At 71.6% G+C, this 25,876-nt stretch carries 20 protein-coding genes and 1 pseudogene; 9 read left to right on the top strand and 12 right to left on the bottom strand.

Features of this window, described 5'->3' with window-relative positions; translation table 11 throughout:
- Nucleotide 1 precedes the first annotated feature (1 nt).
- The 6 genes and pseudogenes from ACWD04_RS18180 to ACWD04_RS18155 all read right to left on the bottom strand — a co-directional run bounded on the left by ACWD04_RS18180 (nt 2) and on the right by ACWD04_RS18155 (nt 5,787).
- A complete protein-coding gene (locus tag ACWD04_RS18180; RefSeq protein WP_451133020.1) occupies nt 2-1,432 on the bottom strand; it encodes a vWA domain-containing protein in 1,431 nt (476 codons plus the stop codon).
- The gene (locus ACWD04_RS18175; protein WP_451133134.1) at nt 1,429-2,820 is read right to left on the bottom strand and encodes a hypothetical protein; all 1,392 of its coding nucleotides are present in this window, start codon (nt 2,818-2,820) and stop codon (nt 1,429-1,431) included. The genes ACWD04_RS18180 and ACWD04_RS18175 overlap by 4 nt, the downstream gene beginning before the upstream one ends.
- Nucleotides 2,820-3,323: a hypothetical protein gene (locus ACWD04_RS18170; RefSeq protein WP_451133018.1), complete on the bottom strand. Its 504-nt coding sequence runs from the start codon at nt 3,321-3,323 to the stop codon at nt 2,820-2,822. Before ACWD04_RS18170 ends, ACWD04_RS18175 begins: the two co-directional genes overlap by 1 nt.
- Nucleotides 3,324-3,424: 101 nt before the next feature.
- Nucleotides 3,425-3,628: pseudogene (locus tag ACWD04_RS18165) on the bottom strand (alpha-ketoglutarate-dependent dioxygenase AlkB); the annotation flags it as partial.
- An 81-nt stretch (nt 3,629-3,709) separates the two neighbouring features.
- Entirely contained in the window at nt 3,710-4,219 is a 510-nt protein-coding gene (locus tag ACWD04_RS18160; RefSeq protein WP_451133016.1) for a methylated-DNA--[protein]-cysteine S-methyltransferase, read from the bottom strand.
- An 80-nt stretch (nt 4,220-4,299) separates the two neighbouring features.
- Nucleotides 4,300-5,787, bottom strand: a complete 1,488-nt coding sequence (locus ACWD04_RS18155) for an AlkA N-terminal domain-containing protein (RefSeq protein ID WP_451133014.1) — start codon at nt 5,785-5,787, stop codon at nt 4,300-4,302.
- Nucleotides 5,788-5,918: 131 nt separating this feature from the next.
- On the opposite strand from ACWD04_RS18155, the gene ACWD04_RS18150 reads away from it, so the two are divergent.
- Nucleotides 5,919-6,365, top strand: coding sequence for a Fur family transcriptional regulator (locus ACWD04_RS18150; RefSeq protein WP_451133012.1), 447 nt, complete (start codon nt 5,919-5,921; stop codon nt 6,363-6,365).
- Nucleotides 6,366-6,391: 26 nt separating this feature from the next.
- Nucleotides 6,392-7,864 (top strand): catalase, encoded by a 1,473-nt coding sequence (locus ACWD04_RS18145; RefSeq protein WP_451133132.1) that lies wholly within the window; start codon nt 6,392-6,394, stop codon nt 7,862-7,864.
- Nucleotides 7,865-7,946: 82 nt separating this feature from the next.
- Here the strand turns inward: ACWD04_RS18145 and ACWD04_RS18140 are convergent, their stop codons facing one another.
- The gene (locus ACWD04_RS18140; protein WP_451133010.1) at nt 7,947-8,324 is read right to left on the bottom strand and encodes an ankyrin repeat domain-containing protein; all 378 of its coding nucleotides are present in this window, start codon (nt 8,322-8,324) and stop codon (nt 7,947-7,949) included.
- Between the two features lie 202 nt (nt 8,325-8,526).
- Here ACWD04_RS18140 and ACWD04_RS18135 point away from each other — a divergent pair, with 202 nt between their 5' ends.
- A complete protein-coding gene (locus ACWD04_RS18135; protein WP_451133008.1) occupies nt 8,527-10,077 on the top strand; it encodes an exopolysaccharide biosynthesis polyprenyl glycosylphosphotransferase in 1,551 nt (516 codons plus the stop codon).
- Between the two features lie 84 nt (nt 10,078-10,161).
- Here ACWD04_RS18135 and ACWD04_RS18130 read toward each other — a convergent pair whose 3' ends face one another.
- Nucleotides 10,162-11,145 carry a GDP-L-fucose synthase family protein gene (locus ACWD04_RS18130; protein ID WP_451133006.1) on the bottom strand — a complete coding sequence of 328 codons (984 nt, stop codon included), beginning with the start codon at nt 11,143-11,145 and terminating at the stop codon, nt 10,162-10,164.
- A 115-nt stretch (nt 11,146-11,260) separates the two neighbouring features.
- Between ACWD04_RS18130 and gmd the strand changes: the two genes are divergently transcribed.
- Genes gmd through ACWD04_RS18105 form a run of 5 tightly spaced genes read left to right on the top strand, consistent with a single transcriptional unit; the run spans nt 11,261 to nt 18,828 of the window.
- Nucleotides 11,261-12,274, top strand: a complete 1,014-nt coding sequence (gene gmd, locus ACWD04_RS18125; RefSeq protein ID WP_451133004.1) for a GDP-mannose 4,6-dehydratase — start codon at nt 11,261-11,263, stop codon at nt 12,272-12,274.
- On the top strand, nt 12,271-15,054 hold the full coding sequence (locus ACWD04_RS18120) for a DNRLRE domain-containing protein (protein ID WP_451133002.1): 2,784 nt from the start codon (nt 12,271-12,273) through the stop codon (nt 15,052-15,054). The genes gmd and ACWD04_RS18120 overlap by 4 nt, the downstream gene beginning before the upstream one ends.
- Complete coding sequence (locus ACWD04_RS18115; RefSeq protein WP_451133000.1) at nt 15,051-17,306, top strand: LamG-like jellyroll fold domain-containing protein; 2,256 nt, start codon at nt 15,051-15,053, stop codon at nt 17,304-17,306. The genes ACWD04_RS18120 and ACWD04_RS18115 overlap by 4 nt, the downstream gene beginning before the upstream one ends.
- The gene (locus ACWD04_RS18110) at nt 17,303-18,001 is read left to right on the top strand and encodes a hypothetical protein (RefSeq protein ID WP_451132998.1); all 699 of its coding nucleotides are present in this window, start codon (nt 17,303-17,305) and stop codon (nt 17,999-18,001) included. The genes ACWD04_RS18115 and ACWD04_RS18110 overlap by 4 nt, the downstream gene beginning before the upstream one ends.
- Nucleotides 18,001-18,828 carry a glycosyltransferase family 2 protein gene (locus ACWD04_RS18105; protein WP_451132996.1) on the top strand — a complete coding sequence of 276 codons (828 nt, stop codon included), beginning with the start codon at nt 18,001-18,003 and terminating at the stop codon, nt 18,826-18,828. Before ACWD04_RS18110 ends, ACWD04_RS18105 begins: the two co-directional genes overlap by 1 nt.
- 2 nt (nt 18,829-18,830) lie before the next feature.
- Here the strand turns inward: ACWD04_RS18105 and ACWD04_RS18100 are convergent, their stop codons facing one another.
- Complete coding sequence (locus tag ACWD04_RS18100; protein ID WP_451132994.1) at nt 18,831-19,988, bottom strand: glycosyltransferase; 1,158 nt, start codon at nt 19,986-19,988, stop codon at nt 18,831-18,833.
- Between the two features lie 135 nt (nt 19,989-20,123).
- Between ACWD04_RS18100 and ACWD04_RS18095 the strand changes: the two genes are divergently transcribed.
- The gene (locus ACWD04_RS18095; protein WP_451132992.1) at nt 20,124-21,638 is read left to right on the top strand and encodes a hypothetical protein; all 1,515 of its coding nucleotides are present in this window, start codon (nt 20,124-20,126) and stop codon (nt 21,636-21,638) included.
- Here the strand turns inward: ACWD04_RS18095 and ACWD04_RS18090 are convergent.
- Genes ACWD04_RS18090 through ACWD04_RS18080 form a run of 3 tightly spaced genes read right to left on the bottom strand, consistent with a single transcriptional unit; the run spans nt 21,607 to nt 25,759 of the window.
- Nucleotides 21,607-22,848, bottom strand: coding sequence for a hypothetical protein (locus ACWD04_RS18090; RefSeq protein ID WP_451132990.1), 1,242 nt, complete (start codon nt 22,846-22,848; stop codon nt 21,607-21,609). The two genes, ACWD04_RS18095 and ACWD04_RS18090, sit on opposite strands and share 32 nt — an antisense overlap.
- Nucleotides 22,845-24,533, bottom strand: a complete 1,689-nt coding sequence (locus tag ACWD04_RS18085; protein WP_451132988.1) for a lipopolysaccharide biosynthesis protein — start codon at nt 24,531-24,533, stop codon at nt 22,845-22,847. Before ACWD04_RS18085 ends, ACWD04_RS18090 begins: the two co-directional genes overlap by 4 nt.
- Nucleotides 24,530-25,759 (bottom strand): glycosyltransferase, encoded by a 1,230-nt coding sequence (locus tag ACWD04_RS18080; RefSeq protein WP_451132986.1) that lies wholly within the window; start codon nt 25,757-25,759, stop codon nt 24,530-24,532. Before ACWD04_RS18080 ends, ACWD04_RS18085 begins: the two co-directional genes overlap by 4 nt.
- Between the last annotated feature and the right edge of the window lie 117 nt (nt 25,760-25,876).

The raw sequence follows: 25,876 nt of genomic DNA, 5'->3' as shown, positions 1-25,876 counted from the left end.
CCTAGGTGAGGAAGGTCTTGAGCTCGTGGACGAGCTTGCGGATGTGGCCGGAGAGCACCGGCGTCCCCTGGTCCTTGAAGCGCTCCCGAAACCACGGGTTGACGCTGGCTCGGCCGGAGCTGGTCACGGAGCCGACCGGAATGAACTTGGCCCCGGAGCGGTGAATGGCGGCCATGCTTTCGAACAGCGGCTCCGTCTGCCATTCGTAGAAGTCCGAGATCCACACCACGACCGTGTTGCGGGGCTCGGCGATCTTCGGCTGGGCCAGCGCCATGGCGACCGTGCCGTCGGTGCCGCCTCCGAGGTTGGTGCGCAGCAGGGTCTCGAACGGGTCGTGCACCCAAGGGGTCAGGTCCAGCGCCTGGGTGTCGTACGCGATGAGGTGGACGTCCACCTTGGGCAGGCCCGCGAAGATCGAGGCCAGGATGGTGCAGTTGACCATCGAGTCCACCATCGAGCCCGACTGGTCGACGACCACGATCAGCCGCTGGGGCGTCGTCCTGCGCGCGGTGTGGCGGTAGAAGAGCCGGTCGACGTAGAGCCGTTCCTCTTCGGGGCTCCAGTTGGTGAGGTTCTTCCAGATCGTGCGGTCGAGGTCCAGGTTGCGGAACACCCGCTTGGGCGGAACCGAACGGTCCAGGACGCCGACGGTCGACTTCTCCACCTGCGTGCGCAGTACCTCGGCGACTTCGTCGACGAAGCGGCGGATCAAGGACTTGGCGTTGGCCAGGGCCACACCGGAGAGGTTGTCCTTGTCGCGCAGCAGCTGTTCGATCAGCGACATGCTCGGGGTCAGCTGACCGGCCAGCTGGGGGTCGGCGAGCACTTCGCGCAGCCTCATCCGCTTGACGAGGCCGGCCTCGATGGAGCCGAGCTCCGGGCCGATCTCCGGGATGAGCCGACTGAGGTCGGGTGTCCTGCCGCCTCCGCCCGTGCCGGTCGGGCTGACGCCCTTACCTCCGGCGCGTCCGCCTCGCAGCTCGCCCGGCCGACAGCCGAGCGCGCGCTCCAGCCAGCCCGCGTCGGACTGCCACCGGGACAGCTGGCCCGCGGTGACGGTGCCGGGAGGGGTCCGGAAGACGTTCAGCAGCACCTTCGACACGAGCGCGGCGCGGCGCACCTCTGCGGCTCGGTCGCGGGCGTCATCAGCTGCTCCTTCTTCACCGGGGTCCGCCTCCGGAGTCATCAGGCCGTCGAACTCGGCGGAGAGGTCAGGATGGCGCTGCACCACGGAGTCGACCGACGCCTGCGGGTCCAGCAGCGTGGCCGGCAGTCCGATGTCCTCCACCACGGCGATGCTCGCCGACTCCAGGGCCGCCTGCTCCTCCGGGTCGAAGAGCTGGGCGAGGAGGCGCCAGTACACGACCTGGCGGCGGTTGTCGTGCGAGGCCTCTCCGGGCTCCGCGGTACGTGCGTTCTGTTGTCCGGTCACTTCCGCAGCAGCCTTCCCGCTCGCTCGCTCAGCACCTTCGCGGCGTCGGTGGCGGCCTTCTCCGCCCTGACCCCGGCCTTGTCGGCCGTGCCTCCGGCCCACGCCCCCGCGTGCACCGCGGTCACCTTCTTCCGCACCGTGGTCTCGACGGCGAGGGGCTGAACCGCGAACGTCCCGGCGTCCCAGCGGATCAGGGCGATGCACGCACCGGACGTGGCGACGGCCTCGGGGGTGAGCGGCCCGGCGGCCGGGATGCGGTCGGTGTCGACGACCAGCTCGAGACCGGCGACGGTGAAGGTCAGTACGCCGTCGTCGTCCGTCCGAGCGGTGTAGCCCTCCAGGAAGACGGGGACGGCGATGCGCGCCGGATGCCGGTCCAGGGGTGCGGTCGCCGGGGCGGTCGCGGTGGGCAGTGCCACGCGGGCGGTGGCGAACGGCTCGGCAGGCTCACCGGGGCGGGCGTACTCGTCGCTCCAGACGAGGTCGCCCTCGGCGGTGACCGGCATACCGGTGAGATCCATGGAGCGGCCCTCTCCGGCGGCCGCGAGGAGCGACATGTGCGGGCGCAGCAGCTGCCAGATCCCGGCTCCGACGACCGTGTCGGGCTTCGGCACCGACACACTGGCGCGCACGAGGCGGGGCGCCGAGCCGTCAGCGGGCTCGAGCACCGCGTGCACCTGTGCCTGTGCGGCGGTCGCGTGCTCCTGCACGTCGATACCGAGGGGCAGCAGACGTCCGTCGGCGGTCCCCGTCACGGTCGTACCGGCCGCGCCGGGCACCGTCAGCAGCATCCCACGCGACCAGAGGTCGGCCCACCGGCGTACGGGGAACCGCTCCGTCGACGCACCGGGACAGGACGCGGCGAGTTCGGCGGCGAAGCCGTCGAGGAGGGTCGCGAGGCGGCGCAGGGAAGGGTCGGGAAGCATCGCGGAGACGACCTCCGCCGCCCCGGACACCACGTCGTGGTCGAGGCCCTGCCATCCGCAGCGCGCCAGATCGCAGAGCCAGGCACGGGCGGCGGTCAGCAGATTCACCGTCGGCTGCGCGGCGGCCGCCGGTACGGCCTCCTCACCGCGCGCACGGCCGGCCGCGTCCTCGACGAGGGTCAGCAGCGCGTCGTGGACGGAGCCGAGCAGCGCGGTCCGCGCGGCGGCCAGAGCCAGGAAGTGGTCCTCGCCCGCTGCTCCGGCCGACGCCTTCGCGGCAGCCTCCGCGACCCTGGTGGCCAGCGGAGTCCCCACCACGGCGTCGGCGAGCCGCGTCGGACCGGCGGCATCGGCGGGCTGGGGACGGAGCAGGCCTGCGACGAGAGCGCGGTCGAACGCGTCGACGGCTTCCAGGGCTTCGTCCAGCCCGTCCACGGGTTCGGCCAGCAGGTCGGCGCGCATCATGCCACCGCCCTGGTCGGCGGGAAGAACTGCATCTCGGGCAACGGCGTGGTGGCCGGGGCGTGTTCGAGATAGGCGAGGTGTCGCAGGAACCGGCTGAAGACGGAGGCGGCGGCCTTCGTCGCGTCCATCGGCGGACGGGTGCTCCGCATGGCTGAAGCCAGCCGGTTCCCGTCCACATCCCCGTCCGGGACCTCGATCTTCAGGTACCGGACGACGCGCTCGGCGCCGTACTGCAAAACCGCCTCGCTGATCAGGGCGTCGATGTGCTTGCAGAACGATCCGTGCGCACCGCCGCAGGGCCGGTTGTTGTTGGTGCTGCAGGCGAACGCGTAGGTCCCCGCGGCGACGGACGACACGTAGACACGCCCGATGTCCGAGCCGCTGGACACCACGCCCTGCAGGCGTCCGTCGGCCAGCTCGACGAACGGAACCTTGGCGAGCTTGCGCGGCCGCGCGGGTGGTATCACCCGTGCCGTGCTCGACCTCTCCCAATCCGACAACGCGCCATCTCCAATGCACAGCTGAGGGGTTGTCCCCGCCGGATCGGCGGAACACGACTGAACCTACTGGCGCCCACTGACAACGGAGCCCGGAGAGACCTCTACGTGAGCCCGGTGACCCGCATCGTGGCGTTCAGCCGTCCCGCGTCGAGCCCGGTGGCCGGGTCGCCGGTTCCCTCGTAGACCTTGGGAACGCCGTGGCAGGCGAGGCGCGAGGGCCCGCCGAGGACGAACAGGCCGCCCGAAGGGATTTCGATGTCGGTGTACGGCTTGGTGCGGGTCTCGGTGGTGCCGACGCGGAAGACTCCTCGGTGCGCGGGTGAAGGGTGTCGGTCATCGGTGTGTCGCCCTCGCTTTCCCGAGGCGCGTGCCCGGGACGCGGCCGGTCAGGCGGTCCGGTAGTGGTTCTCCAGGTCCAGGAGCTGCCGCTTACGGTCGAGGCCGCCCGCATAGCCGGTCAGGGCGCCGCTCGCGCCGATCACGCGGTGGCAGGGGCGCACGACGAGCAGCGGGTTGGCGCCGATCGCGGTCCCGACCGAGCGCACTGCCGCGCGCGAGGCGCCGATCCGCGCGGCGATCTCGCCGTAGCTGAGCGTGGTGCCGTACGGGATGGCCTCCAGGGCCTTCCACACGCGCCGCTGGAACTCGGTGCCACGGCCGACGGCGTACTCGATGCCGAAGCCGGTCCGGCTCCCCTCGAAGTAGGCGCGCAGTTCGGCGGTGATCACGATGAAGGCCTCCGCGTCCTCCTTCCAGCCGTCCTGGACCGTCGCGCCGCCCTTCTGGCCGGGCACGGAGAGCGAGGCGAGGGCGGTGCCGCCCTGTGCGGTGGCCGACTCCTCGCCCACCAGCAGCAGCTCGCCGACCGGGCTGTCGATCGTGGTGTAGAGCGTCATGGTCGCGGTCCTTCCGGGTTCTTCGTCGTCCACGTCAACTGTGCGGGGTGTGCGGCGATACGGCTGGCGGGATTCGGACGTCACACTGCACCGGCACGGGGCCGGTGCGCGGCCGCGTTCCAGAAGTGGTGCATGGCGTACGTACGCCATGGGCGCCAGACCTCGGTGACCACCGCCTCGGCACCCGCGTGCCGCATGCCCGCCCGGACCGCCACGTCGCCGGTCAGCAGCACATCGGGATCGCCGAGCGCCCGCATGCGGATGTAGCCGGCGGTCCAGGGGCCGACGCCCCGCAGGCTCAGGAGCTCCTTCTCGGCCTGGTCGCGGTCGGCGCCCGGGTCGAGCCCGATCCGCCCGTCGGCGAGGGCCGCGGCGACGGTCCGCAGGGTGGCGCGTCGCGAGCCGGGCGTCCCCAGCTCCTCCAGGCCGGCTTCGGCCAGGTCGCCGGGGTCGGGGAACGTACGGGTGAGGGCGCCACTGGGCACCTGGAGGGGCGCGCCGTAGGCCGTCACCAGCGCGCTGCCCAGCCTGCGCCCGGACGCGAGGGAGACCTGCTGGCCGAGGACCGCCCGGACGGTCAGTTCGTGGACGTCGGCGGCACCGGGGGCCCGTAGCCCGGGCGTACGGGCGACGAGCGGGGCCAGTGTGGGATCCGCGCCGAGGCGCTCCGTGACCGCGTGGGGGTCGGCGTCCAGGTCGAAGAGCCGGCGCATCCGCTGGGTGGCGGTCGTCAGGTCGCGCAGATCGCCCAGGTGCAGCCGGCAGTCCAGCCAGCCGTCGCCCGTCCTCTCGCGGACCTCGGCGATGCCGGTGCCGTGCGGCAGCCGCAGGGTGCGCCGGTAGGTGCGGTCGCCCCGCTCGCCGGCCATCTCCTCGATGCCGTTGAGGGCGCGGGCCGCGAGGTGGTCGAAGATCTCGGCCGCGGCGTACGGCCCCCGGTGGGCGAGCCGCAGCGGCACTCCCCCGGCCCCGTCGGCGGTGCCGACCGAGCCGAAGCGCGAGGCACGGCCGGGCCGGGTGGCGCGCAGCTCGCCGGGGGCGAGGGCGTAGACCTCCCGGACCGTGTCGTTGAACTGCCGGACACTGGCGAAGCCGGAGGCGAACGCGATCTCGGCGGCCTGCAGGGTGGTGGTCTGCAGCAGGATCCGCGCGGTGTGGGCCCGCTGGGCGCGGGCGAGCGCGATGGGCCCGGCACCGACCTCGGCGTTCAGCTGCCGCTGCACCTGGCGGGCGCTGTACCCGAGGCGCGCGGCCAGCCCGGCCACGCCTTCGCGGTCGACGACCCCGTCGCCGATCAGCCGCATCGCCCGGCCCACCAGGTCGGCGCGCGCGTTCCAGCCCGCGGAGCCGGGCACCGCGTCCGGGCGGCAGCGTCGGCAGGCGCGGAATCCGCCGTTCTGAGCGGCGGCCGCGGTGGGGAAGAACGTCACGTTCCGGCGCTTGGGCGTGGTGGCCGGACAGCTCGGGCGGCAGTAGATCCCGGTCGTGGACACGGCGAAGAAGAACTCGCCGTCGAACCGGGCGTCGCGGCTGGTCACCGCCTCGTACCTGCCGTCGTCACTGGTCATACTCCAAGGGTGCGGCATCGCACGCCCCGGTGCTGGCGGAAATCGGACATCGCGCCGCGCCAGCGCCGGCATCGCAGGACTGGGGGCATTCTTATATTGGAATCATTCCAGAAAGGTGGTTCACTGCGTAGGTGATCGAAACCGAGGCCAGGGCCCTCCTGCGCGGAGCGTCCTTGCGAGTGACCCGTCCCAGGGTCGCCGTGCTCTCGGCGGTTCACGAGGCCCCGCACTCCGATGTCAGTACCCTCCTCACCCTGGTGCGTACACGCATCGGTGCGGTCTCGACCCAAGCCGTCTACGACGTGCTCAAGACGCTCGTCGACGCCGGGCTGGCGCGACGGATAGACCTGCCTCATTCCGCGGCACGGTACGAAGGACAGCCCTGTGACAACCATCAGCACGTGGTCTGCCGCTCGTGCGGCACGATCGCGGACGTCGATGTCCCGCAGGACTCTCCGCGTCTCGAGGCGCCCCGGGATCACGGGTTCACCATCGACCACGTAGAGGTGACGTACTGGGGCATGTGCCCCGGATGCCGGACCGCGCGTGGTCAGCACGAACCGGAGTCGGTGCACTGAAGTTTTCCACACGGAGGAGCAGGACCATTTCTGACAACACGAAGCCGCTGACCACTGCCGCCGGCGCGCCGGTCGCGAACAACGAGAACGCCGTCACCGCCGGCCCCCGCGGTCCGATGCTGCTCCAGGACGTCTGGTTCCTGGAGAAGCTGGCCCACTTCAGCCGGGAGGTCATCCCGGAGCGTCGTATGCACGCCAAGGGATCCGGCGCCTTCGGCACCTTCACGGTGACGCAGGACATCACCCGGTACTCCAGGGCCGCGCTCTTCTCCGAGGTGGGCAAGCAGACGGAGCTCTTCGCCCGCTTCTCGACCGTCGCCGGTGAGCGCGGCGCGGCCGACGCCGAGCGCGACATCCGCGGCTTCGCCCTCCGCTTCTACACCGAAGAGGGCAACTGGGACGTCGTCGGCAACAACACGCCGGTCTTCTTCCACCGCGACCCCCACCACTTCCCCGACCTGAACCGCGCCGTGAAGCGCGACCCGCGCACCAACCTGCGGTCGGCGGAGAACAACTGGGACTTCTGGACCAACCTCCCCGAGGCCCTGCACCAAGTCACCATCGTGATGTCGGACCGCGGCATCCCCGACGGCTACCGCCACATGCACGGTTTCGGCTCGCACACCTACTCGTTCATCAACGAGAGCAACGAACGTTTCTGGGTGAAGTTCCACTTCCGTACCCAGCAGGGCATCAAGAACCTGACCGATGCGGAGGCGGCCGCGATCGTCGCCGACGACCGCGAGTCCTCACAGGCGGACCTGTTCGACGCCATCGAGCGCGGCGACCACCCGAAGTGGACCTTCTTCATCCAGGTCATGCCGGAGGCGGACGCCGCGACGTACCGCTACCACCCGTTCGACCTCACCAAGGTCTGGTCCAAGAAGGACTACCCGCTCATCGAGGTAGGCGAGTTCGAGCTCAACCGCAACCCGGAGAACTACTTCGCCGACGTCGAGCAGGCCGCCTTCACCCCGGCCAACCTCGTGCCCGGCGTGGGCGCCTCGCCCGACCGCATGCTGCAGGGCCGGCTGTTCTCGTACGGTGACGCGGCTCGCTACCGCGTCGGCGTCAACCACCACCAGATACCGGTGAACCAGCCGCGCGGCGCGAAGAACGTCAACACCTACCACCGCGACGGCCAGTTGCGGGTGGACGGCAACCAGGGCGCGGTGCCCGGCTACACGCCGAACAGCTACGGACGCTGGGCGGAGCAGCCGCAGTTCGCCGAGCCGGGTCTGGCGCTCGACGGCGCCGCGGCCGACCGGTTCGACTACCGCGAGGACGACGACAACTACTTCGAGCAGCCGGGGAACCTCTTCCGGCAGATGACCCCCCAGGAGCAGGACGCCCTGTTCGGCAACACCGCCCGGGCCATCGACGGCGCCTCAGAGGCCACCGTCGAGCGTCACATCCACCACTGCACGCAGGCCGACCCGGCCTACGGCGAGGGTGTCCGCAAGGCCATCGAGGCCCTGCAGGCCGGCAAGCAGGCCTGACCGAGAGCTGTACGCGAGGGGCCCCGGGCAACGCGCCGTTGTCCGGGGCCCTTTGTGCCGTGACGGCTGCCCCTAGGCGCTGCTACCCAAGCAGCTCCGTCCTCCCGAACATCTCCGCCGTGGCCCGAGCGCTGGGGGTCCCCGCGTCGAGGTCGGCGCCCGCGGCGACGAGCGCCGCGACGATCGCGTCCTCGCCCTTGAACAGGGCCCCCGCGACGGGTGACTGGTCCCGGCCGTTACGCCGGTCGACATCGGCGCCGCGCCCGATGAGCGCCCGCACCGTGTCCGTCTGCCCGTGGTACGCGGCGAGCATGAGGGCCGTGTTGCCCTCCTGGTCCTGGACGTCGACCGGCAGCCCGTGATCGAAGAACTCCAGGAGCTCCTCCGCGCGGCCCTCGCGGGCCAGATCCATCACGATCGCGACGAGTCGGCCGGTCTGTTCCTCGGAAAGCGGTTCCATGGCTCCACTTTAGGCGGATGCCTCCTGGGCGGTCCGGGCAGCACGACAGGGATCACCACGTCCGTCCTGTCTGAACTTCACCAGAACTCCAGCGAAATAGCACGTGTGTGGATATCGTGCACCGAGCGAGGGCGCATCCGTCAGTCCATGGGATCGGCGGATGCGCCCCGTTTGCGGGGATGCAACTGTGGCTGGGGGGTACATGGGGCATGTCGAAATACCAGAATCGGATATATCAGGTCCCACCGGACTCGCGGGGGCTCCACGACCGCGTACCGCCGGGCCCCGAGACCGCACGGTGGCTCCCGAGCAATGGTGGAGAGCCCCGACGACCGCCGAGCGCGATCGCGCGGAGAGACCGCGGGCGAGGAAGATGCCCGATCCGCGTGTGCCCTGCCTCGTCCTGACCGATCTGCTGGGGCTGGGAGTACCCGCCTGGCTCGTGCTGCGGGCCGGCGAACAGCCGGGGCCGCCGGCCGCAGCGGCGTCGGCCGCGCTCGTATGGGCCGGTGTGCGCGCGGCGCGCGGCCGGTACACGCAGCGGCTGCCGGGGGAAGCCGGTGGAGCGGCCTGTGCCCCCTTCGGCGACTGGCTCGCACTCATCGGGGTGCTGGCCGTGCTGCTCGCGGTGACGGGCGGGGGCGTCGACCCGGCGACCGCCGTCGCCGCGCTGGTGCCCGGCCTGGCCCTGGCCGTCCTCGCCGGGGCAGTCGGCCGGCTGCGACGGGTGACGGGCCGGCGAGGGGTGCGCCGGGTCCTCGTGGTCGGCGAGGCATCGGGGCTGGACCGGGCCGTGGAACTGCTCAACTCCCGTAAGGGTCACCCGTACAAGGCGGTGGCCGTGGTCCCGGTGGGCCCGGCGGCGCCGGACTGCGGGACGCCGGTGCCGGGGCGGCTGGCGCCCGAACCGGCCGACGACGATGTGTCCACCGTCCTTGGCGGCGCCTTCGCCCATGACGCGGATCTGGTGCTCGTCGCGCCCGGCCCACAGCTCGACGACGACCGGCTGCGCCGGCTGGCGTGGGGCCTGCACGACGGCGGGCTGGCCCTCTGTGTGCTCTCGGACCTGTCGGGGGTCGCCGCGAACCGGGTGCGGCCGGCCTCCGCCGCCGGACTGACACTGCTGCACGTCGCAGCGCCGCTGCGCCGGGGGCCGCAGACCGCACTCAAGACCGTCGTGGACCGGGCCGGCGCCGCGCTCGGGCTGCTGGTGCTCGCGCCCCTGCTCCTCGGGGTCGCTCTGGCGGTCCGGCTCTCGTCGCCCGGGCCGGTCTTCCACCGTCAGACCCGTCACGGGCGGCACAACAGGCCGTTCACCATGTGGAAGTTCCGCACGATGGTCGCGGACGCGGAGTCCCGCAGGGAGCAGCTCGCGCCGGCGAACGAGAGCGAGGGGCCGATGTTCAAGATGCGCCGCGATCCGCGGGTGACCCGGATCGGCCACGCCCTGCGCCGCACCTCCGTGGACGAGCTGCCGCAGCTCCTCAACGTGCTGCTGGGTGACATGTCCCTGGTAGGTCCACGTCCGCCGCTGCCGGAGGAGGTGTCGCGCTACGACGAGCGGGAGCTACGGCGGCTGGTGGTCCGACCGGGGCTGACGGGCCTGTGGCAGGTCAGCGGCCGGTCGGACCTCTCCTGGCAGGAGACGGTCTCGCTGGACCTCTGGTACGTCGACAACTGGTCGGTGGCCACGGACATGGGGCTGCTCGCCCGCACGGTGCGCGCCGTCGCCGACGGGCGCGGGGCGTACTGAGACGTGGCGGGGGGACATGCGGTGGGTCGCGAGGGGGTTCGCGTGCACGGGTTCAGGACGTACCGCGGCCGCTCGGGCGGGCGGTCAGCTCCGAGGGGCTTGCCGGCCGAGCCACCAGGCGTAGGTGCGGGCGATGCCGTCCCGCAGGGGAATCTGCGGCTTGAAGCCGAGGGAGGAGAGCCGGGACACGTCGAGAAGCTTGCGCGGGGTGCCGTCGGGCTTCGAGGTGTCCCAGACGACGCCTCCCTGATACCCCGTCACCTCCCGTACGGTCTCGGCGAGTTCGCGAACAGTGAGGTCCTCTCCGCAGCCGACGTTGACGGGCTCGGCGCCGTCGTACACCTCCAGCAGCCGCACACAGGCGGTGGCGAGGTCGTCGACATGGAGGAATTCGCGGCGGGGGCTGCCGGATCCCCAGAGGGTGACCTCGTCCGCGCCGTCCCGCTTCGCCTCGTGGAACCGGCGGATCAGGGCGGGCAGCACATGCGAGTTCTCCAGGTCGAAGTTGTCGCCGGGGCCGTAGAGGTTGGTGGGCATGGCGCTGATGTACGAGGCACCGTACTGCCGGCGGTAGGACTGGATCTGCACGATCCCGGCGATCTTGGCCAGCGCGTACGCCTCGTTGGTGGGTTCGAGCGGTCCTGTGAGCAGCGCGCCCTCGGGGATCGGCTGAGGGGCGTGCTTGGGGTAGATGCACGAGGAGCCGAGGAAGAGCAGCCGCGGGATCCCGGCGGCGTGCGCGCCCGCGATCACGGCGAGCTGGATTCGGAGGTTGTCCTCCAGGAACTGCACCGGACGTGTGCTGTTGGCCATGATCCCGCCCACCTTGGCGGCGGCCAGCACGACCGCGTCCGGGCGGCTGTCACGCAGGAACGCCTCGGTCGGCGCCGCCTCGCGCAGATCGAGCTCGTCACGGCCTCGGGTGATCACTTCGTGGCCGTCGGCAGTGAGGCGGCGCACCAGCGCCGAGCCGACGAGGCCGCGGTGGCCCGCGACGAATATGCGGGCGCCGGGGCGCAGCAGGGGGCGGACGGATTCCTGGGGCGAGCCGGGGATATCAGACGTCATGGCACGGATTGTGCCAGCAGCGCGCCGCCCCGGTGACTCTTTGCCGCATTCCGCTCAACTCCAGATATGTCGGTGAACCACATCGCCCGCAGGGTGACACACAGAGGGGGGAGTCATGGCGAAGACCGCATTCATCACGGGTGTGACCGGACAGGACGGTTCGTATCTGTCGGAGCTGCTGCTCGAGAAGGGCTACACGGTCCACGGCCTGATACGCCGTTCGTCGAGCTTCAACACGGAGCGGATCGATCACATCTATCAGGGGCCCGAGGAGGCAGATCGCTCCTTCGTGCTTCATCACGCGGATCTTTCCGACGGCGTCGCGCTGGTGAACCTGCTGCGGGACATACGGCCCGACGAGGTCTACAACCTGGGCGCCCAGTCCCATGTCCGGGTGTCCTTCGACGCCCCGCTCTACACCGGTGACGTCACCGGGCTCGGCACCGTCCGGCTGCTGGAGGCTGTCCGGGCCAGCGGCATCGACACCCGCGTCTACCAGGCCTCGTCGTCCGAGATGTTCGGCGCGAGCCCGCCCCCGCAGAACGAGAGGACCCCGTTCCACCCGCGCAGCCCGTACAGCGTGGCCAAGGTCTACTCGTACTGGGCGACGGTCAACTACCGCGAGGCGTACGGCATGTTCGCCACCAACGGAATCCTTTTCAACCACGAGTCACCGCGCCGCGGCGAGACCTTCGTGACCCGCAAGATCACCCGCGGGGTGGCAAGGATCAAGGCGGGCCTGCAGGACCGGCTGCATCTGGGCAACCTGGACGCCGTACGGGACTGGGGGTACGCCCCCGAGTACGTGGAGGCGATGTGGCGGATGCTCCAGTGCGACACCCCCGACGACTACGTGGTGGCCACCGGTGAGGGGGTCAGCGTCCGCCAGTTCCTGGAGTACGCCTTCGAGCACGCGGGCCTCGACTGGGCGGAGCACGTCCGCTACGACCCGAAGTACGAGCGCCCCAGTGAGGTCGACGCGCTGATCGGTGACGCTTCCAAGGCGGAGGAACTCCTCGGCTGGAAGCCGGAGGTGACGTCACGCGAGCTGGCCCGGATCATGGTCGACGCGGACATCCGGCTGCTGAGCGACCAGCTCACGGGGTCCGCGGTCCGGGTGGACCGATGAGAGGGGCCACACGTCTCAGACATCTCGGACGGGCCCGGGGCGGCGTCTTCGCCGCCGTGCTGGGGCTCGCCGCGGGCACGCTCACCGCGCTCTCCGCTCCCCCGGCCGCCGCGCTCACCCCGCCGGTCGGCTTCACCGCCGACGCCCTGTCCACATACCAGACCAACGGCATCGTCTGGTCGCTCGCCGAGGCGAACGGGGTCGTCTACGCGGGCGGCACCTTCTCGGGCGTCCGGCCCGCCGGCTCCCCCGCCGGGGCCGACACGACACCCGCCGCGAACTTCGCCGCGTTCGACGCGGCGACCGGCGCGCCCACCGGCTGTTCGCTCTCCTTCACCCGCAGCGGCGGCACGGCTACGGTGCGGGCTCTCGCCGTCTCACCCGACGAGTCCACACTCTACGCGGGCGGCTACTTCAACTCCGTGAACGGGAAGGCCGTCAACGGGCTGACCGCGATCGACACGGCCACCTGCCGGCCGCGTACAGGGTTCTCGCCGCAGTTCGGGGCGACGGTCCGCGCCCTCGACGTCGGGGCGGACGGCACCGTCTACGCGGGTGGCGACTTCCGGACCGTCAACGGGACGCCCCGGCGCTTCTTCGGCGCCGTCACCCCCGCGGGGGCGCTGACCGGCTGGAATCCGGACGCCGACGAACCGGGCCGCACCCTGAGGGTGACTCCGGACGGGGACAGCGTCCTCATCGGCGGTGACTTCTTCACCGTCGGCGGCACCGCCTCGCACGCGCTGGCGGTGACCAGTCCTGCCACGGGCGCGGTCACGCGCGCCTACGGCGCGACGTTCATCCCGTCGTCCGCCGTCATCAAGGACATCGTCACGGACGCGGCGTCCGACGGCTGGTACGCGGCGGGCGAGGGCGCGGGCGGCGCCTCGTTCGACGGCCGGCTCGCCATGGAACTCGACGGCTTCGGCCAGCGCTGGCGGGACACCTGCCAGGGCGCGACGCAGGCGCTCCGGGTCCACCAGGGAGTGCTGTACGCGGGCAGCCATGTGCACGACTGCTCGACCATGGGCGGCTTCCCCAACCAGGTCCGCAAGCATCTGACCGCCCAGTCCGTCGACGGCCCGGATTTCCTGGGCTGGCTCCCGGACACCAATGACGGCATCGGTGAGCCGGTCGGGCCGCGGGCCCTGACGGTGTCCTCGAAGGGCGGCCGGGACTTCCTGTGGGTCGGCGGGGAGTTCACCACGGTCAACGGGACCGGTCAGCAGGCACTGACACGGTTCGCGGACACCCCGGACACCGGGACGCCCCCCGCACCGGCGGTGAGCGTGTCCGCACCACGAGCCGGTGAGGTCAGGGTCAGCTGGCGCAGCAGCCTGGACCTCGACGACAGCCTGCTGACCTACCGGGTCTACCGCGACGGTGGCGCGGCACCGGTGTACACGACGACGGGGTCCTCGCTGTTCTTCAGCAGGCCGCAGCTGACCTTCAGCGACCGTGACGTGGTGGCGGGCCGGACCTACAGCTACCGGGTCACGGCGAGCGACGGCACCAACACCAGCGGGCTCTCCGCCACCGCCTCGGTGACCGCCGCGTCCTCGGCCTCCCCCTACCAGGAGAAGGTGCTGGCCGACGGGGCCGACCTGTACTGGCGCTACGACGAGGCCGGCGGCGCCTTCGCCGCCGACGCGTCGACGAGCGACAACGGCGGGGTGTACGTGAACGCGCCGTCCTACCGCGCGACGCCGTCCGCGGTGGCCGGTTCCGCCGCGCTCTCCCTCAACGGCACGAACGAGTACGTCTACAGCGACCGGCTGCACCACTACACCTCGCCCACGCCGTACTCGGTCGAGACGTGGTTCCGCACCACGTCGACGAACGGCGGGCGGATCGTCGGCTACGGCAACAACATCGGTACGGAGCGCGGCCACACCAGCAGCATCTCCGACAAGCTGGTCTACATGACGAACGACGGCCGGCTGTCGTTCGGCGTCCAGAGCGGCGGCACCCGGCCCGCCGTCACCTCAGCCGGCTCCTACAACGACGGCGCCTGGCACCACGCCGTCGCCACGCAAGGGCCGTCGGGCATGGTGCTGTACGTCGACGGGGAGGCGTTCGGCACGAATGCGGCGACCGGCAACCGTTCGTACAACGGGTACTGGCGAGTGGGCGGGGACGCCATGAGCAACGCCTGGCCGAGCCGCCCCACCAGCGACTACTTCGCCGGGCAGGTGGACGAGACCGCGGTCTACCCGTCGGCGCTGACCGCCGCACAGGTCGCCGCGCACCACGCGCTGGCCGGCGCCCCGCCCGGTCCCGGTGACAGCACCGTCCACCTCTCCCCGGACGAGGACGCGTACGTCAACAGCGTTGCCGCGAACACGAATTACGACGACAGCCAGCTCGCCTCCCGGGGCACCACGGCCTATCTGGGCTATCTGCGCTTCACCCTGCCGTCCGCCCCGGCCGGCCAGGTGCTCACGAGCGCGCGGCTCACCTTCCGTACCTCGTCGGATGCGACGGCGGGGTCGGCCGACAGCCACAGCATCGTGCCGGTCACCGGCGCGTGGACCGAATCGGCGGTCACCTACGACACCCGGCCGGCGCTCGCCACGTCCGTGCTGGGGACCATCACCGGCGCGGCCTCGGTCTCCACCGGCTACTCGGCGGAACTGGACGCGTCCGTACTGGTCGGAGCACTCGGCTCCGCCACCTCACTCGCCCTGACCAGCAGCGGGACGGACAGTCTCCGCATCTGGTCGAGCGAGGCAAGCGCGGCCTACCGGCCGCAGCTCGTCCTCACCTTCGGAGATGAATGATGAACGCAAGCACGGGGCGGAGACGCGGGGGGAACGGCCGTGTGCGAGCCGCGGCCGCCGCGCTCTGCCTGTTCGCCGGAGCCCTGACCGCGACAGCGGCCGGGGCCTCCCCGGCGGCGGCGCTGACACCGCCGGTGTCCCTCACCGCTGACGACCTCACCACCTGGCAGACCAACGGCATCGTCTGGTCGATGGCCGCGACGGACGGAGTCGTCTACGCGGGCGGCACCTTCTCCACCATCCGGCCGCCGGACGCGGTGGCGGGCACCTCTGAGGAACCCGCGGTCAACTTCGCGGCGTTCGACGCCGCGACGGGCGCCCCGACGGGGTGCAACCTCTCGTTCACGCTGTCCTCCGGGACGGCGACCGTGCGGGCCCTCGCGCTCTCTCCCGACGGGGGGACCCTGTACGCGGGCGGTCAGTTCGGGGCGGTGAACGGGGTGGGCGTCAGCAACATCGCGGCCTTCGACACCGCGACCTGCGCCCCGCGCCAGGACTTCAAGATCGCCGTCTCCGCGACGGTTCGGGCCCTGGACGTCACCGCGGACACCGTCTATCTGGCCGGCGACTTCAACAGCGTGGGCGGCCAGACCAGGAACAAGTTCGCCGCTGTCACCACCGGCGCCGATCTGCTGCCGTGGACGGCCGACGCCGACGAGGTGGCCCGGGCCGTCCAGGTGACCCCCGACGGGCAGCACGTGGCGCTCGGCGGTGACTTCTTCACCGTCAACGGCACCTCCTCGCACGCTCTGGCCGTCGTCGACGCCGCCACGGGCGCACTCACCACGAGCTATCCGGGCTTCATCCCCGACACCTCGACGGTGCAGGACATCACGACGGACGCCACCGGGCTCTACACCGCCAACGAGGGCACGGGCGGCGGAGTGTTCGACGGCCGGATCGCCATCGACCTCGACGACTACCAGCAGCGCTGGCGGGACACCTGCCTGGGCGCCACCCAGGCCGTCCTGGTCCACTCGGGCGTGCTGTACAGCGGGAGTCACGCCCATGACTGCGCCAGCATGGGAGGGTTCGCCGAACAGCCGCGCAAGCATCTGCTGGCCCAGTCCGTCGACGACCCGACGCTGCTGCCCTGGTTCCCGGACACGAACGACGGGATCGGTGAGCCCGTCGGGCCCAGGGTGATGGCGCAGACCGACAAGGGCGGCCACCACTACCTGTGGGTCGGCGGGGAGTTCACCACCGTCAACGGCGCCGGCCAGCAGGGGCTGACCCGGTTCGCCGACGGGCCGGACACCGGAGCGCCCTGGGTGCCCAACGTCAGTCTCTCCACGGTCACCCCGGGCCAGATCGACGTCAACTGGCAGACCAGCTTCGACACAGATGACGGGGAGCTCACCTACCGGATCTACAAGGACGGCGCGGCCACGCCCGTGCACACCGTCACGGGTTACTCGCTCTTCTGGGACCGCCCGCAGCTGAAGTGGACGGACACCGACGTGGCGGTGGGCGAAACGCCCTCGTACCGCGTCTCTGCGAGCGACGGCACCAACACCAGCGCCAAGTCCCCGGCTCAGTCCGCGACAGTGGCCGCGTCGACCCAGGGCTATCCGGCCCGGGTGCTGTCGGACGGCGCCTCGCTGTACTGGCGCTACGACGAGGGCACCTCCACCTTCGCGGCGGACACCGCGGGCGGCCTGGACAACGGCTTCCTGCGCAACGCGCCCTCCTACCAGCAGACCCCGGCCGCGATCGCGGGCGACTCGACCGCCATCGGTTTCGACGGGACGAGCGAGTACGCGTACAGCAACAAGCGCCACCCGCAGCCCACCCGTTTCTCGGTGGAGACCTGGATCAAGACCACCACCTCACGGGGCGGCAAGATCATCGGCTTCGGCAATCTGAGCATGCAGAACAGCACCCGCTTCGACAAGCACGTGTACATGGCCAACGACGGACGGCTGGTCTTCGGTGTCCACAACGGCGGCCGCCGCACGGTGACCACGGCCGGGAAGTACAACGACGGCAACTGGCACCATGTCGTCGCCACGCAGGGCACCGGCGGCATGAGGCTGTACGTCGACGGGCAGCTGCGTGCGTCGAACATCCTCTACACCGGTAACGAGAACTACGCGGGCTACTGGCGGGTCGGCGGGGACAGCCTGGGCGGCTGGGCCAACAGCCCGACCAGCTATTTCTTCGCGGGTCAGATCGACGAGACCGCCGTGTACCCGACCGCGCTGAGCGCTTCCCAGGTCAGCGCGCACTACGCCCTGAGGACGGGTGCATGAGATATCCGTTCCTGGCCAGCACCGCCGTCGCCCTCGCGACGGCGGTGCTGGCAGCCTGCGGCTCGTCCGGCGGGTCCGACGACGAGGACGGGAAGTCAGCGGCGGGCGGCACGCCGTCCGCGGCGGCCTCCCCCGCCCCCTTGGTAGCCGGTCCGGCGGTCTCCCCGTCCGGCGCGCAGGCCACGAAGCAGAGCGCTACGCCGGAGGTGCCCGCCGGGGACATCACCCCGGCCACGGGGTCCTTCACCAAGAAGCAGAAGGAGTATCTGACCGACCGCGTGCCCACGGGGATGGACCCGGCGGCGGTTCTCCAGACGGGGCAGGAGACCTGTGACAGGCTCCGCTATCTGGTCAGGGCCGACCGGGACATCGCCGTCGGCGCGATCGTCTCCGGCGAGGTCGTGGAGGCGAAACCGGCTGTGGCCCATCTCTGTCCGCAGCACCAGGGCCTCGTCGACGAGGCCGCACTCGGTTACGCCGACGGCACGTACTCCGGCAAGAAGCTCAGGCCCGGCCGCTACCGGGCCCCCTCCCCCACGAAGGCCTGCAGCTGGCAGGTGACCGGGGCGAACAGCGAGGGGCCGGCGTCCGGCTCCTCCGACACCGGCAAGGCGGTGGAGATCACTGTCCCCGGATCCGCCCGCACCTTCACCTCCACAGGCTGCTATGCCTGGCTGCCGCAAGGAGACAACTGATGAGCAAGCTGCCCATCGCCGTGGCGATCCCCACGAAGAACGAGGGCCTGAACATCGCCGAGGCGGTGAAGTCGGTCCTGGGCCACTTCGAGGCGGTCGTCGTGGTGGACTCCCACAGCACCGACGACACGGCGAAGATCGCCGAGGAGTGCGGGGCCGAGGTGGTCACGTACACCTGGGACGGAGGGCACCCCCGCAAGAAGCAGTGGTGTCTGGAGAACGTTCGCACGGATCTGGACTGGATCCTGCTGCTCGACGGCGACGAGCGGCTCAGTCCCGGGCTGCTGGCGGAACTGCGGCGGATCTTCGCCGACCCGGACAGCCCGAAGCCGGCGGCGTACGACATTCCGCTGGGCTATTGGTTCTCGGGCAAGCGGCTGCGGCACGGTTACACGATCCGGAAGCGGTCCCTGACCGACCGGACCAGGTGCTCCTATCCGGAGGTCGGCGACCTCGCCGCGCCGGGGATCGGGGAGGTCGAGGGGCACTACCAGCCGGTCGCGACGACGGCCGAGGCGCTGAGCAACCCCATCGAGCACCAGGACCTGGACCCGGTCACCGCCTGGTTCGAGCGGCACAACCGCTACTCGGACTGGGAGGCATGGCTGGAGCACCACCCCGACGTCAAGGAACAGGTGCGGAAGGTGAAGTCCCGTCAGGGGCAGCTCTTCCACAAGGCGCCGTTCAAGCCGCTGGTGTCCTTCGCCTACATGTACGTCTACCGGCGGGGTTTCCTCGACGGGCGGGCGGGCCTGGACTTCGCGCTCGCGATGAGTTTCTACCGCTGGCAGATCGCCCTCAAGTCGCGTGAAGGAAGGGCCGGTTGACCTCAGGACCGTCGACGGACCACGTCCTCGTACGTCTGCCGGAGGGTTCGGGTGACGACCTCGATGGTGAAGTGCCCGTTGACCAGGCTCCATGCGGCTCTGCCCGCACGGTCGTTGGCCTCCGGATCGAGCAGCTCCAGGACGGCGCCGGCGATCTTGCGGGCGTTCTCGTCGTCCTCGCCGACCCGGCTGTCGATCACCCGTCCCGCCCCGGCGGCGGCCACGTCGGGGCCGAGTCCACAGGTCCGGGTGATGACGGCGGGTGTGCCGACGGACATGGCCTCCAGGACCGAGACGCCGAGCGGCTCCTCGATCGACGGCAGGACGTACACATCGGCCTGCCGCCCGGCGGCGAGCACCTCTTCGTGGCCGAGGGGGCCCACATGGTCCAGCGAGTCCAGGACGCCGAGCCTCCGGGCGAGCGCGAGCGTGCCGGGGAGTGCGCCGGTGTCCGGCCCCGCCAGGACGAAACGGGCGTCGGGGTGCCTGGCCAGGACGGCGGGCATCGCGGCGACGAAGTCCTCGGGGCGCTTGCGCTCCTGGATGCGGGCCAGGAAGAGCACGGTCGGCGGCCGGCCCGGTTCGCGGGCGGGCTCGCGCTCCTGCGGGCGTACGCCGTTGACGAGCCTGACGGTGTTGGTGAGGGGCACCGGAGCGGCGACCGCGTTCACGTCGAGGCGCTCGGCCTCGGTGAGGTGGAGTACGGCGTCGGCGCGGCGCAGCACCGTGCGCACGCCCAGCAGGTCGGTGAGCTGGGCGACGCGATTCTCGGTCGGGTCGACCATGCCGTGCGTCTGGACGACGAGCGGGGTACGGGTGGCCAGGGCGAGCAGCGCGGCGGGCAGGGTCACCAGGTCGCGCATCAGGTGGACGTGGACGAGGTCGGCGCCGCGCATCATGCGGCGCGCGGTGCGCAGCAGGGCGCCGGAGGTGATGCCGCTGACCTCGAACATCGGGAGCAGGTGGCGGGCCTGGAAGAGGTGGACGGGTACTCCTTCGACCTCGCCGGGCAGCGCGCCGTCGAAGCCGTCGCCCAGTGCCATGACGCGGGCGTCGTCGCCGTCCGCCCGCTGGACCTGCGACAGGTTGAGCGCGACCCGGGTCGGGCCGCCGAACGCGTGGTCCGGAGTGTGCAGCGTGACGATGTGCAGGATCTTCACCAGGGTCCCCCCTCAACCTCGGCCGACTGTTCACAGACTAGTCATCACATCCCCTCAAGTGGGCGGGTTCGTTAAGGTGTTCGTGTGCCATGAGGCCGGCGGACGGGGGCCTCGGAGGCCGGTGATCGGGGGGTCATGACGACCGTGCACGAGTCGGTGGGCGCTGTTGCCGTCCGGGAGGACGCTCCCCGCCCGCCGGTCGAGCCCCCGGCGAGGCCGCCGACGTGGGCGATGCTCTCGCGGGCGCTGTCCGTGCCGCTCGTCCTGGGCCTGGTCTGCTTCCTGCCCGCGCTCATCGCCGCCCAGCCGGGCGCGGGTGTCCGGGACACCGCGTACTGGCTGCAACTCGTCCTGACGTGTCACGCGGGCGCCCGGCTCGCCACGATGATCCTGTCGACCCGGCGGAGGCTGCTGCAGGGCGTCTTCTGGATGTTCGTGTACATCGCCCTGGGCGTCGCACCGTTCGCCCAGGTGGTGATCGGGCAGACTCCGACGCCCATGGTGGGACCGCGCTCGGACCTGGTGACGGCGATCGCGATGATCCTGGTCGGGTGTGCGGCCTTCGACCTGGGGGCACTGCTGGCTTCGCGCCGGCCGCTGCGGCGTCGTGCTCCGTCGCGTGCGACGGGCGGGCCGGCCGTGGCGCACCCGGTCAGGCTGCGGCTGCTGGTGCTGCTCGCGCTGCTGGCGAGCGGGTATTACGTGATCAAGCTCGGCGGGCCGGCCGTCTTCTTCTCCAGCCGTCAGGAGATCAGCGACACGGTGGCGCAGAGCGGGGTGGCCTCGGCGGAGTCCAATGTCGGCTCCGCGTTTTTGAAGGGTTTCGGCACCGTCCCGGCGCTGCTGGCGTTCCTGTTCTTCACCCGGCGTCTGGTGACCTCGCGCCGGGCGCGGCGCTCCCCTTCGACGGTGCTGGTGTGGGTGGGGCTCGCGGCCGTCAATCTGGTCGTGAACAACCCGGTGTCCAACGCGCGTTACTGGTTCCTGACGGTGCTGGTGTCCCTGCTGTTCACCGCGTTCCCGAGCAGTGCGGCGATGTACCGCACGGTGCTGACCATGGGCGTGGTGGGCGCCCTGGTGCTGTTTCCGTACGCCGACCGCTTCCGTTACGACGACGAGGGATACCGGCCCGTGCAGTCGGCCTCCGTCTTCGAACCGCTGGCGACCAAGGACTACGACCAGACGGTGATGTTCGCCAACACCATCTCCTGGGTGGACACCCGGGGCCACACCTATGGCCGTCAGCTCGCGGGCTCCGCCCTCTTCTTCGTCCCCAGGGCGGTGTGGAGCGGGAAGCCGGAGGACACCGGGGTCCGGGTGGGCGAGTGGATGGGGATGAACATGACCAACCTGTCGGCTCCGCTGTGGACGGAGTTCTGGGTGGACTTCGGCGCGTCCGGCATGATCGGCGGCTTGGCGCTGATCGGTTACGCGGCGGCCCGTACGGACCGCAGGTACGCGCTGGCCGTCACCCGGGCGGGTCCCGGTCCGGGCAGTGTCCTGGCGATCGCTGCGCCGCTGATCGCCGGGTACACCTTCATTCTGTTGCGCGGCCCGCTGCTCCAGGCGGCGGGGAAGCTTGCGATCGGAGCGCTGTGTCTGGTGCTGATCACCACGTTCAGGGAGCAGAGGGCAGCGCGTCGGCGCTGACGGCCTCCCCCGCCGGGCTCCGGCGGCGCAGCCGGGCCACCCGGGTCCAGGTGGCGACGGCCTTGCAGAGCGAGCCGAGGCACAGCCCCCAGGCGGCCCCGGCGACACCGCCGAGGGCGTACCCCCCGGCCATGAGCGTCACGGCGGTGAGTGAGAAGACCACCTGGATGCTCAGCGTCGTACGGGGGTCGAGCATGCGCAGGGCGAGCAGTCCGCAGGTGCCGACGGCCATCGCCGCGTACTGGCTTCCGGTGGCCGGGAGCAGGGCGGCGGCCGTCGGCCAGGTGTCCCCGAGCAGTTCGCGTCCCGCGCGCTCGGGCAGCAGGGCCAGCGTGGTGGCCCAGAGAGCGGCGGTCGCGGCGAGGGCGGCGGCGAGTGCCGCGGTGGCCCGGACCCGGCGCCGCTCGTCGGCGATGCGGCCGAGCAGCGGCGGGCCGAAGGACGTGGCGGAGGTGAACAGCACGTTGAGCGGTCCGAACAGCGTGGTCGCGCCGCGCAGGGCGCCGACCAGGAGCGGGTTGCCGACGGCTCCGAGCCCGAGGACGGAGAGCTGGCCCGCCGCGTTGCCGACGCCGAACTCGACGACGAAGCGCTGACCGAGGTGGCCGCGCCTCAGCATCGGGCGCAGCCGCAGCGGGGCGCCAAAGGCCGAGCGGTGCAGCAGCACCGCGGACAGCAGAAGGGCGGGCAGGGCGGACAGTCCCCAGACTGCGATCAGCCGGGCGGGGGTGGCCCCGTATCCCTGGGCGGACAGGGCGCCGAGCACGCACGCCAGTCGCAACAGGTCGGCGGCCAGGGCAAGATGGGGTCGCTGGAGGGTGGAGAAGGCGTAGCGCAGGGCGTCCTGTCCCAGCACCACCGGCAGGACGAGGCCGAGCATCGTCAGAGCGCGGGCGGTGTCCCCCGGGACGAGCAGGCAGACGGCGGCCAGCAGGGCGCCGAGGGCCGCCGAGGCGCCGACGGTGAACACGACCGCCGAGCGGCAGGCCGCCCGGGTGTCCTCGCCGCCACCGCGCCGGAGGACCAGGGGCTGCCCGGTGTACGCGCCGGAGACGCCCAGCAGCACCGTGAAGACCAGGTAGACCGCGGAGAAGCGGGCGAAGTCGGCCACGGTGGAGAGCCGGGCGGCGGCCACGAGCACCAGGATGTTGGTGAGCGCCGCCACGCCCTGGTCCGCGACCGAGCAGAGGATCGCGGTGCGGGCTCTCACCGGCGCGCCCCCGGGAGGGTGAAGGAACGCAGTCCCATGGTCTCGTCGGGATTCCGGGTGATCTCCGGGGCGTCCGCTTCGACGGACGGCCCGCCCGGCCCGCGGCCGGACCGGCGCCGGCCGGACCCGGTGCGGCGGTCCGCGCGGCGCAGCCGGCCCCGGGCGGGGTGGAGCAGGGCGCCGAGCACCGAGCCGCCGGAGGCACCGATGATCTCGCGGATGCGTTCCAGGTCGCTGCGGTGCACCTCACGCGGATCGCAGACGATCATGACGCCCTCGACGCGGTCGACGAGGGCGACCGCGTCGGCGTACGACAGCACGGGCGGGGCGAGAACGATGACGACGGCGCCCGGGCGGTCGGCCTCGGCGACGATTCGGGCAACGGACGCGGAGGTCAGGGCGCGCGGCACGTTGTCCGCGGTGGTCCCGGCCACCAGGGCGAACGCCCCGGATCCCGGCACGTCCACGTTGGAGCGGCCGCCGGCCGGCCAGCTGCGGTCGCCCTCCTCGGCCGCCCAGCGTGGTGGCCGGACCTCATGGGCGGCCGGTCCTAGGTCACGGGCCAGGGACGGGGTACGCAGATCGGCTTCCACGAGCAGGACGTCGCGGCCCATCTCGGCGAAGGCGGCGGCCAGGTTGACCGCCGCGGCGGCCGCCATGGCGTTGTCCCCGCGCGGGGCGGTGACCAGGAGCCGGCGCCGCTCCGCGAACGACGGGTCGTAGGCGAGCCGGAAGGCGACCGCACGGTACTCCTCGGCGAGCCGCGAACCGCTGCGCCCGATCGCGAGCAGGGTGTCCGCAGCCGCGCGTTCCCTGGGCAGCGTGCCGAGCAGCGGGGCTCCGAGGGAGCGGACGAGCTCGCGGGGGGAGCGGACGGCGGGGTCGAAGACGAGGCGCACCCAGGAGAGCAGCAGTCCGAGGGCGAGGCCGACGACCGCGCCGAGCCCGAGGAGCAGCGGCAGACCGGCGCCGGCGGGCTCGGTGGGGGCGACGGGCTTCTTGTTGAGGTAACCGGGAGTGGTGTCGAGTGCCTTGAGTTCGGAGATCTTCCGGCTCAGCTCGGAGATGGAGACGATGATGTTGGCGCGGGCGCTGCCGACGTCGTCAGCGGCGTCGACCCCGGTGCGTTCCTCCAGCAGGTCGCGCTTCTCCTCCAGCGGTTCGAGCTGGGCGCGATAGCCGTTCGCCATGTTGTCGATGCTCTCCTCGGTGCGCGCCTTGCGGTGCGCGAGGTAGCCGTTGGCGAGGGCTTCGGCGCGGGCCCGGGCCTGCTCGGGGGTGGCCCCGGTGTAGGAGAAGCGGAGCGTGAGGGTGTTGGGCGGGTTGGTGACCTGGAGGCCGGCGAGCAGCTTCCGCGCGGTGACGTCGTCGCCCTTCTTCAGCAGGGTTCCGGCGGCCAGGTCGCCCACGGTGTCGCTGACCGCGGTCTGCCGTTCGGAGCCGATGTTGATGCCCTTGTCCGCGGACGCTCCGGTGGCGAAGGGGTCCGCGGTCGCGGAGCGCACCTGCACCTCGCCCGCCGCCGTGTACGTGTCGTCACCGCTCAGGGCGAGGAAGCCCCCGCCGAGGAGGCCCACGACCACGCCTCCGGCGAGGAGCAGGCGGTAGCGCAGGAGCTGACGGAACTGGTCGCGCAGCAGCGCCGGTTCGTCCTGGTCGTCGGGGGGACGGATCAGGTGCGTCATCGGCGTTCTCCCCCTTGGGTGTCCCCGGTTCGCGTGTCCTCGAGTGCCTCGGCGAGCAGGGCGTCGAAGCGGGCGAGGCCCGCCTCCCGGCTCAGGTGCTGTGCGACGTACCGCGGGCCGTGCGCTCCCCGTGCCGCCGCAGCCGCCGGATCGGCGGCCAGCCGGCGTACGGCGGCGAGGAGCGCGGCCGGGTCCTCGGGGGCCACGAGGACTCCCGCGCCCGAACGGCGTACCTCGTCCGCCGTACCGCCCTCGCCGGCCACCGAGGCGACGACGGGACGCCCGGAGACGAAGTACGAGGTGAGCTTGGACGGCACGCTCATGTCGAGCACCGAGGCCCGTTGGGTCACCGCGAGCACGTCGGCGGCGGCGAGCACATCGGTGAAGTCGTCGGCGCCCGCGGGCGGGAGGAAGTCGAGATTGGGCAGACCCTCGGCCCGCTCGCGCAGTCCGTCGCGCTGGTTGCCGTCGCCCATCAGGACGACACGGATGTCCGGCGCCAGCCGCGCCAGACCGATCAGGACGTCGAGGCCCTGCTTGAGGCCCATGTTCCCGGAGTGCAACAGCACGGGGGTGTCCTCGGCCCAGCCCAGCCTGGCACGCGTCGCCTCGCGGTCGGCCGAAGGGCTCTGTACGTGCGTCCAGTTGGGGACCACGCGGATGCGCCGGGGGTCCACACCGAGGGCGGTGACACCCTCCACGAAGCTCTCGTGGATGACGCCGACGAGGGCCGCGCCGCGCAGCGCGTAACGCTCGGCCTCCGCGGCGACGGCCGCTGCCCTGCCTCCCCCGCGGATGCCGCTCTGCGCGGCGGCGGCACCCATCAGGTCCTGGACGACGGGGATGTGCGGGACGCCGTGGCGACGCGCCAGCCGTGCACCGAGCACGCTGCCCGCAAGGCTCGGCATCTGCGAGATCACCGCGTCGAAAGGGCCGGACGGCGGGGCGAGGATCCCGTGGACGAGCACGGACGCCTCGAACGCCGCACGCCGCAGCGCGGTCTGACGGGGCGGCACATAGTGCCGTCGCCGATGCACGCGCACCCCCTCACGGCTCTCCTCCCTCAGCCACGCCCCCCGGTACCGTTCGTCCACACGCCAGGCGGGGTAGTGCGGCATGCCGGTCAGGACCTCGGTCCTGGCCCCCGACGCCGCCCAGTGCTCGGCGAGCTGCGTGGCGTACGGGCCGATGCCCGTCAGCTCGGGCGCGTAGTTGGTGGAGACCACGAGAAGTCTGCGATGTGCGAACGGTCTGTGATGCTCAGCAGCGGACAACGGATGATCGCCTTCCCCCCGGAACAGCCTCTCCTTGGAGCTTATCCGTTCACGGGATGCACAAGTGTT

The organism is Streptomyces sp. NPDC002911 (assembly GCF_053591835.1).
This window is presented reverse-complemented; position numbering and strand designations above follow the sequence as displayed.

Coding starts and splice junctions, on each gene's coding strand:
- ACWD04_RS18175 (WP_451133134.1), bottom strand. CDS start 2,820: ATGCGCGCCGACCTGCTGGCCGAACCCGTGGACGGGCTGGACGAAGCC.
- ACWD04_RS18160 (WP_451133016.1), bottom strand. CDS start 4,219: ATGACGCTCTACACCACGATCGACAGCCCGGTCGGCGAGCTGCTGCTG.
- ACWD04_RS18155 (WP_451133014.1), bottom strand. CDS start 5,787: ATGACCAGTGACGACGGCAGGTACGAGGCGGTGACCAGCCGCGACGCC.
- ACWD04_RS18140 (WP_451133010.1), bottom strand. CDS start 8,324: ATGGAACCGCTTTCCGAGGAACAGACCGGCCGACTCGTCGCGATCGTG.
- ACWD04_RS18135 (WP_451133008.1), top strand. CDS start 8,527: ATGGGGCATGTCGAAATACCAGAATCGGATATATCAGGTCCCACCGGA.
- ACWD04_RS18130 (WP_451133006.1), bottom strand. CDS start 11,145: ATGACGTCTGATATCCCCGGCTCGCCCCAGGAATCCGTCCGCCCCCTG.
- gmd (WP_451133004.1), top strand. CDS start 11,261: ATGGCGAAGACCGCATTCATCACGGGTGTGACCGGACAGGACGGTTCG.
- ACWD04_RS18120 (WP_451133002.1), top strand. CDS start 12,271: ATGAGAGGGGCCACACGTCTCAGACATCTCGGACGGGCCCGGGGCGGC.
- ACWD04_RS18115 (WP_451133000.1), top strand. CDS start 15,051: ATGATGAACGCAAGCACGGGGCGGAGACGCGGGGGGAACGGCCGTGTG.
- ACWD04_RS18110 (WP_451132998.1), top strand. CDS start 17,303: ATGAGATATCCGTTCCTGGCCAGCACCGCCGTCGCCCTCGCGACGGCG.
- ACWD04_RS18105 (WP_451132996.1), top strand. CDS start 18,001: ATGAGCAAGCTGCCCATCGCCGTGGCGATCCCCACGAAGAACGAGGGC.
- ACWD04_RS18095 (WP_451132992.1), top strand. CDS start 20,124: ATGACGACCGTGCACGAGTCGGTGGGCGCTGTTGCCGTCCGGGAGGAC.
- ACWD04_RS18085 (WP_451132988.1), bottom strand. CDS start 24,533: ATGACGCACCTGATCCGTCCCCCCGACGACCAGGACGAACCGGCGCTG.